6 protein-coding genes and 1 pseudogene are annotated in these 4,427 nt (G+C 38.6%); 6 read left to right on the forward strand and 1 reads right to left on the reverse strand.

The window, feature by feature from the left end:
• From AB5Z52_RS16015 to AB5Z52_RS16030, 4 genes and pseudogenes are all read left to right on the forward strand, one after another.
• Nucleotides 1-789 (forward strand): annotated as a pseudogene (locus AB5Z52_RS16015) (carboxypeptidase M32); the annotation flags it as partial.
• 180 nt (nt 790-969) lie between these two features.
• The gene (locus tag AB5Z52_RS16020) at nt 970-1,611 is read left to right on the forward strand and encodes an HD domain-containing protein (RefSeq protein ID WP_029486827.1); all 642 of its coding nucleotides are present in this window, start codon (nt 970-972) and stop codon (nt 1,609-1,611) included.
• Between the two features lie 72 nt (nt 1,612-1,683).
• Nucleotides 1,684-2,049, forward strand: coding sequence for a hypothetical protein (locus tag AB5Z52_RS16025; RefSeq protein ID WP_050801524.1), 366 nt, complete (start codon nt 1,684-1,686; stop codon nt 2,047-2,049).
• A gap of 11 nt (nt 2,050-2,060) precedes the next feature.
• On the forward strand, nt 2,061-2,285 hold the full coding sequence (locus AB5Z52_RS16030) for a hypothetical protein (protein WP_005473199.1): 225 nt from the start codon (nt 2,061-2,063) through the stop codon (nt 2,283-2,285).
• 241 nt (nt 2,286-2,526) lie between these two features.
• Here the strand turns inward: AB5Z52_RS16030 and AB5Z52_RS16035 are convergent, their stop codons facing one another.
• Nucleotides 2,527-2,853 (reverse strand): hypothetical protein, encoded by a 327-nt coding sequence (locus AB5Z52_RS16035; RefSeq protein WP_003126632.1) that lies wholly within the window; start codon nt 2,851-2,853, stop codon nt 2,527-2,529.
• Nucleotides 2,854-2,948: 95 nt separating this feature from the next.
• On the opposite strand from AB5Z52_RS16035, the gene AB5Z52_RS16040 reads away from it, so the two are divergent.
• A complete protein-coding gene (locus AB5Z52_RS16040) occupies nt 2,949-4,106 on the forward strand; it encodes a VanZ family protein (protein WP_003126631.1) in 1,158 nt (385 codons plus the stop codon).
• A 51-nt stretch (nt 4,107-4,157) separates the two neighbouring features.
• On the forward strand, nt 4,158-4,427 hold a 270-nt coding region (locus AB5Z52_RS16045), incomplete at its 3' end, for a DEAD/DEAH box helicase (RefSeq protein ID WP_368267012.1).

Below are 4,427 nucleotides of genomic sequence, written 5' to 3' on the forward strand. Positions count from 1 at the left end.
ATTAACCACAATGATGTTCGCTTGACGACTCGTTGGAATGAAGAAGATTTTTCGATGGGAATATTCGGCGTGATTCATGAAGCAGGCCACGGCATGTATGAACAAAACATTGATGAAAAATTTGAAGGAACGCCGATCCACGAAGGAGCATCCATGGGAATCCATGAATCGCAATCTTTATTCAATGAGATCATTATCGGTAGCAATCGTAATTTTTGGGAGAAACAATACCCTTATTTTCAAGAGTGTGCAGAAGGAACTTTCGATGATGTTTCCTTTGAGACTTTCTACAATGCATTAAAATTTACCCAAGCAAGTTTGATTCGGATCGAAGCAGATAGCCTGACGTATGTTTTGCATATCATTATCCGTTACGAGATTGAGAAGATGATTTTCAATGAAGAAGTGAATGTGGAAGATCTGCCAACTATTTGGAATGATAAATATGAAGAATACTTAGGCGTACGTCCGCAAAATGATTTAGAAGGTATCTTGCAAGACGTTCATTGGTCAGGGTCAAGTTTTGGCTATTTCCCATCATACGCGTTAGGATACATGTATGCGGCACAGCTTTTTCATGCAATGGAAAAAGAGATCGATGTCGATGCTGTATTGGCTTCTGATGATTATTCAGAGATCCGCCAATGGTTGACCACGCACATTCATCAATACGGGGCTTCTAAAAAACCAAATCAATTGATTCTGGATGCGACAGGAGAACTGTTAAATCCGCAATATTTATTGGATTATCTGCGGAAGGTTTATTTTTCTGTTTATCAAATCCGCTAATGAGCAAGCCTTTCGTTCACTCGAAAGGCTTCTTCTCATCTTTAAAAAAACCGCACGGGAAACTAGTTAGCTAGACGATAGTCTTTATTGACTTTAGGTTCTGATACTTTGATGGAATCGGACGATTGAATCAGAATGCTAGCAATAGAAACAAGATAAAAAAGACAGGAGTTTCAAAAAATGGCTGATATAGCACCAATTTATGAATATGCCAAATTGATTTTGGGAACTGATCACACAGGGCATGGCTTTGATCATGTCAAGAGAGTAGCCGCAATGGCCAAACAGATCATTGCCGAAGATCAACTGCAAGTAGATGATTATGTTGTGGAAGCAGCGGCATTTTTACACGATACCATCGATGATAAGGTGGTGAAAGATGTGGTGAAAGCCAAAGAAGAAGTGCAGCAATGCCTTCTCGCTGCTGGAGCCACAGCAGAACAAATCAGTCATATATTTACAATCATTGAGAATCTCTCTTTCTCAAAAGAGTTACTGGCAGGGGCACAAGTCTCCTCTTTAGAAGGACAAATCGTGAAAGATGCGGATCGCTTAGATGCATTAGGCGCAATTGGTATTTTGCGTACTAGTTACTTTGGCGGTGCACATCAGCATCCGATCCATGAATCAGAGCGAGCGCCGAAAACGTTCACAAACCACGCTGACTACCGAAAAGGGACCACCGTGATCAATCATTTCTATGAAAAGTTGTTTTTATTGCCTGAAAAAATGCACACGCACTTTGGTAAACAAGAAGCACTGCGGCGTAAAGACTTTATGACAACCTTTTTAACTGAATTTTATAGAGAATGGGATGTTTAGTAATTTTTAATCTTCAGTTCGATTCCTTTGTGTTTCCTCTGTATTTATCTATAATTATAAATAAGGGGAGAGATGGATATGTATTACAAACAAGCGCTGAAACCGAATGAATTATTACCTGCACTTTCTGATTCTGGGGAATGTTTTTTTATCATTCGAGCAGCATTACCCATCCGGAATTATCAAGTTGCCATTTACCGGTACGATGATGAGTATTTTTTATTGCAAGATGAACGTTTATTTAATCAGATCTCTAGTATTTCCAGGGAACGGCAAGGAGATGAAGAACAGATTCTGCCATTCATTGAAGAAGCATTAGAAGACAATCACTATTTTCTAGTGGAAAAAGAGTTTATCCGCTTGGATTTATTGACGCTACAAAAAATGACAACCATTCAATCGTTTGAAATATTGTTTTACGAATTCTTTGATTTTTGAGGTGATGGGTGATGAAAAAAACGGAATACCTAACCATTGAGGATGCAGCACTCGCTGATTTATTTCTTGATCTGGGTGATAAGTACAGCAACCTCGAATTGATTGACGAAGAAAAAGATTTGGATGTGGTCGTTTTGTCAAATAGCGACTGGCAATATCTTTTGGAACAACTGGATGATGAAGTCAAGGAGCAATTTCTTGCACAGACCGAGACTGATTTTCTAGACGAGGAGTAAGAATAGAGGGGCAAATGCCCAATGAATGTATGTAGGTTAAAGAAAAACAGAAGAACACAAAACAAAAAAATATCCGAACGATAGTCGATGAAGAATGCGATGCGCTTAACTTAAGTCCGCATGCATGTAAGTACGCTTGATCATTCAGCTATCGTTCGGATAATTGTTTTGTTTGACGGATTCATTTGTTTTTCAGAGCGCCTGTCAGTCAACATTTGAATAAAGTGAAACTGTATCTTTTTCATTTGGATTGGAGACGTACTTTTTTGATTTTAGCATAACCCCGAAAAATATTGCGGATCACTAACAAGAGACCGATCAGCAACGGAATAGCTAATAAGTAGAGGGAATAGCCATGGACCTGCTCTACCGCAGCAGCATTGGTTTTATTTACTTCTGTCAGCGCCTGTTGGATCACTTGGAAACTGAATACACTCATAAATCCAGCAATGATAAAGAGTACAAACCCTAAATAAGGAATATGAGAAGAACGGCGAAAAAGCGCAAAGCCGATATAGAGCAATAAAAGAAAAAATGGCACACCAAAAGCAAAATAAGGATTCAACATGTTTTTTAACCTCCTTTTATTTATCATACTCCAAAATTTACGTTTTGGGAATTACAGTGTAAGATTAAAAGGAAATAGATTTTTAGGAGGATGTTATGTCAGCTTATCTTATGCCAATCAAGGTTGCATTACTGTTATTTCCATTCTTGGCACTTGCAATCTCGTCGATATTTTTTGTGCGCCAATACCGTAAATTTGGCCGATTTATTTTTTCACGAGCAATTGTACTTTATTCATTTGTTTTTTATCTGCTTTGTGCCTATTTCTTGGTCATTTTGCCGTTGCCGAGTATTGAAGAAGTCGCTCAAATGACCGGTCCCAAAATGGAGTGGCAGTTAGGTGCTTCCTGGCAGCATTTTTTGCAGCAAACGGTGTTACAAATCAATGATCCCACTACGTATCTTCCGGCTTTGAAGCAAAACGTAGTCTTAGAGCCATTATTCAATCTTTTTTTGACACTGCCTTTTGGTGTCTATATGCGCTACTACTTTAAATTGTCTTTTCCGAAGACGATTGTGGCAACCTTTGGCTTATCACTGTTCTTTGAATTGACTCAGTTAACTGGATTATACTTTATTTATCCGCGCCCTTATCGGTTGTTTGACGTCAATGATTTATTTGTCAATACCCTTGGCGGGACCATTGGCTTTTTGGTGACGCCATTGTTCACCTTCCTGTTGCCTACCCGTGAAGAGATGGATGCCGAATCTTATGCCAAAGATAATCGAGTGACGTTTACTCGCCGATTTGTTGCTTGGCTGATCGATTGGGGAATATTGAATTTATTCGCTTGGATGCTTATGATTCTGTTAAGAGTGACTGTGAATAAAGAAATCGATGACTTTACGAATGATTATTGGTATTTTTTACTAGAAGTAGTTCTTTACTTTATTCTTTTGAATTATATTCTCAATGGACAAACGCTAGGAAAAAAACTTGTTCGCATTCGAGTGATGGAGGAAAATCATTCCCGTGTCAGTTTCAGAGCAATTTTTAAGCGTTATGGATTGCTCTATCTGATCTATGTTAGTGCGACACGCATCAATGTGTTGTTTACGCCTTTTATTCAATCTACTAATCAAATGCTCGTCCTAGTGAGTTTGTTGGTTGTGTTGATTTTTGGTTTGATCCAACTTGGATTTTATTGCAACATCCTTTGGGCAGCATTCAAAAAACAACCGCGATTCTTTTACGAAAAAAGAACGGCTACTTATGTAGTAAGCACGATCCAGCGAAACAAGGTTAGGAATTGAGCTGGAAATATGCTATAATCCAAAAGATGTCAATAGAAAGAAGGTGTTTGAATGTCTTTTGAGTCATTTAAATTTCAACCATTTATTTACGAAGCGTTAGCGGAGAAGAAATTTACTTCACCAACAGAAGTTCAAGAAAAATTAATCCCTGTGATCCAAAAAGGTCGCAGTGTCGTGGGACAATCCCAAACTGGAAGTGGGAAGACGCATACATTTTTGCTTCCTTTGATGGATCAAATCGATCCGCAAAAAGATGAAGTGCAAGTCGTGATCACTGCACCGAGTCGTGAATTAGCCACGCAGATTTATCAAGCGGCAAAA

Origin of the sequence: Enterococcus sp. RTP21361st1_A6_RTP21361_211029 (assembly GCF_040910045.1) — a bacterium.
GTDB lineage: Bacteria > Bacillota > Bacilli > Lactobacillales > Enterococcaceae > Enterococcus_D > Enterococcus_D gallinarum.

What these genes read in the sequence shown, in the direction of transcription:
- AB5Z52_RS16020 (WP_029486827.1), top strand. Translation starts at nt 970, where the DNA reads ATGGCTGATATAGCACCAATTTATGAATATGCCAAATTGATTTTGGGA.
- AB5Z52_RS16025 (WP_050801524.1), top strand. Translation starts at nt 1,684, where the DNA reads ATGGATATGTATTACAAACAAGCGCTGAAACCGAATGAATTATTACCT.
- AB5Z52_RS16030 (WP_005473199.1), top strand. Translation starts at nt 2,061, where the DNA reads ATGAAAAAAACGGAATACCTAACCATTGAGGATGCAGCACTCGCTGAT.
- AB5Z52_RS16035 (WP_003126632.1), bottom strand. Translation starts at nt 2,853, where the DNA reads ATGTTGAATCCTTATTTTGCTTTTGGTGTGCCATTTTTTCTTTTATTG.
- AB5Z52_RS16040 (WP_003126631.1), top strand. Translation starts at nt 2,949, where the DNA reads ATGTCAGCTTATCTTATGCCAATCAAGGTTGCATTACTGTTATTTCCA.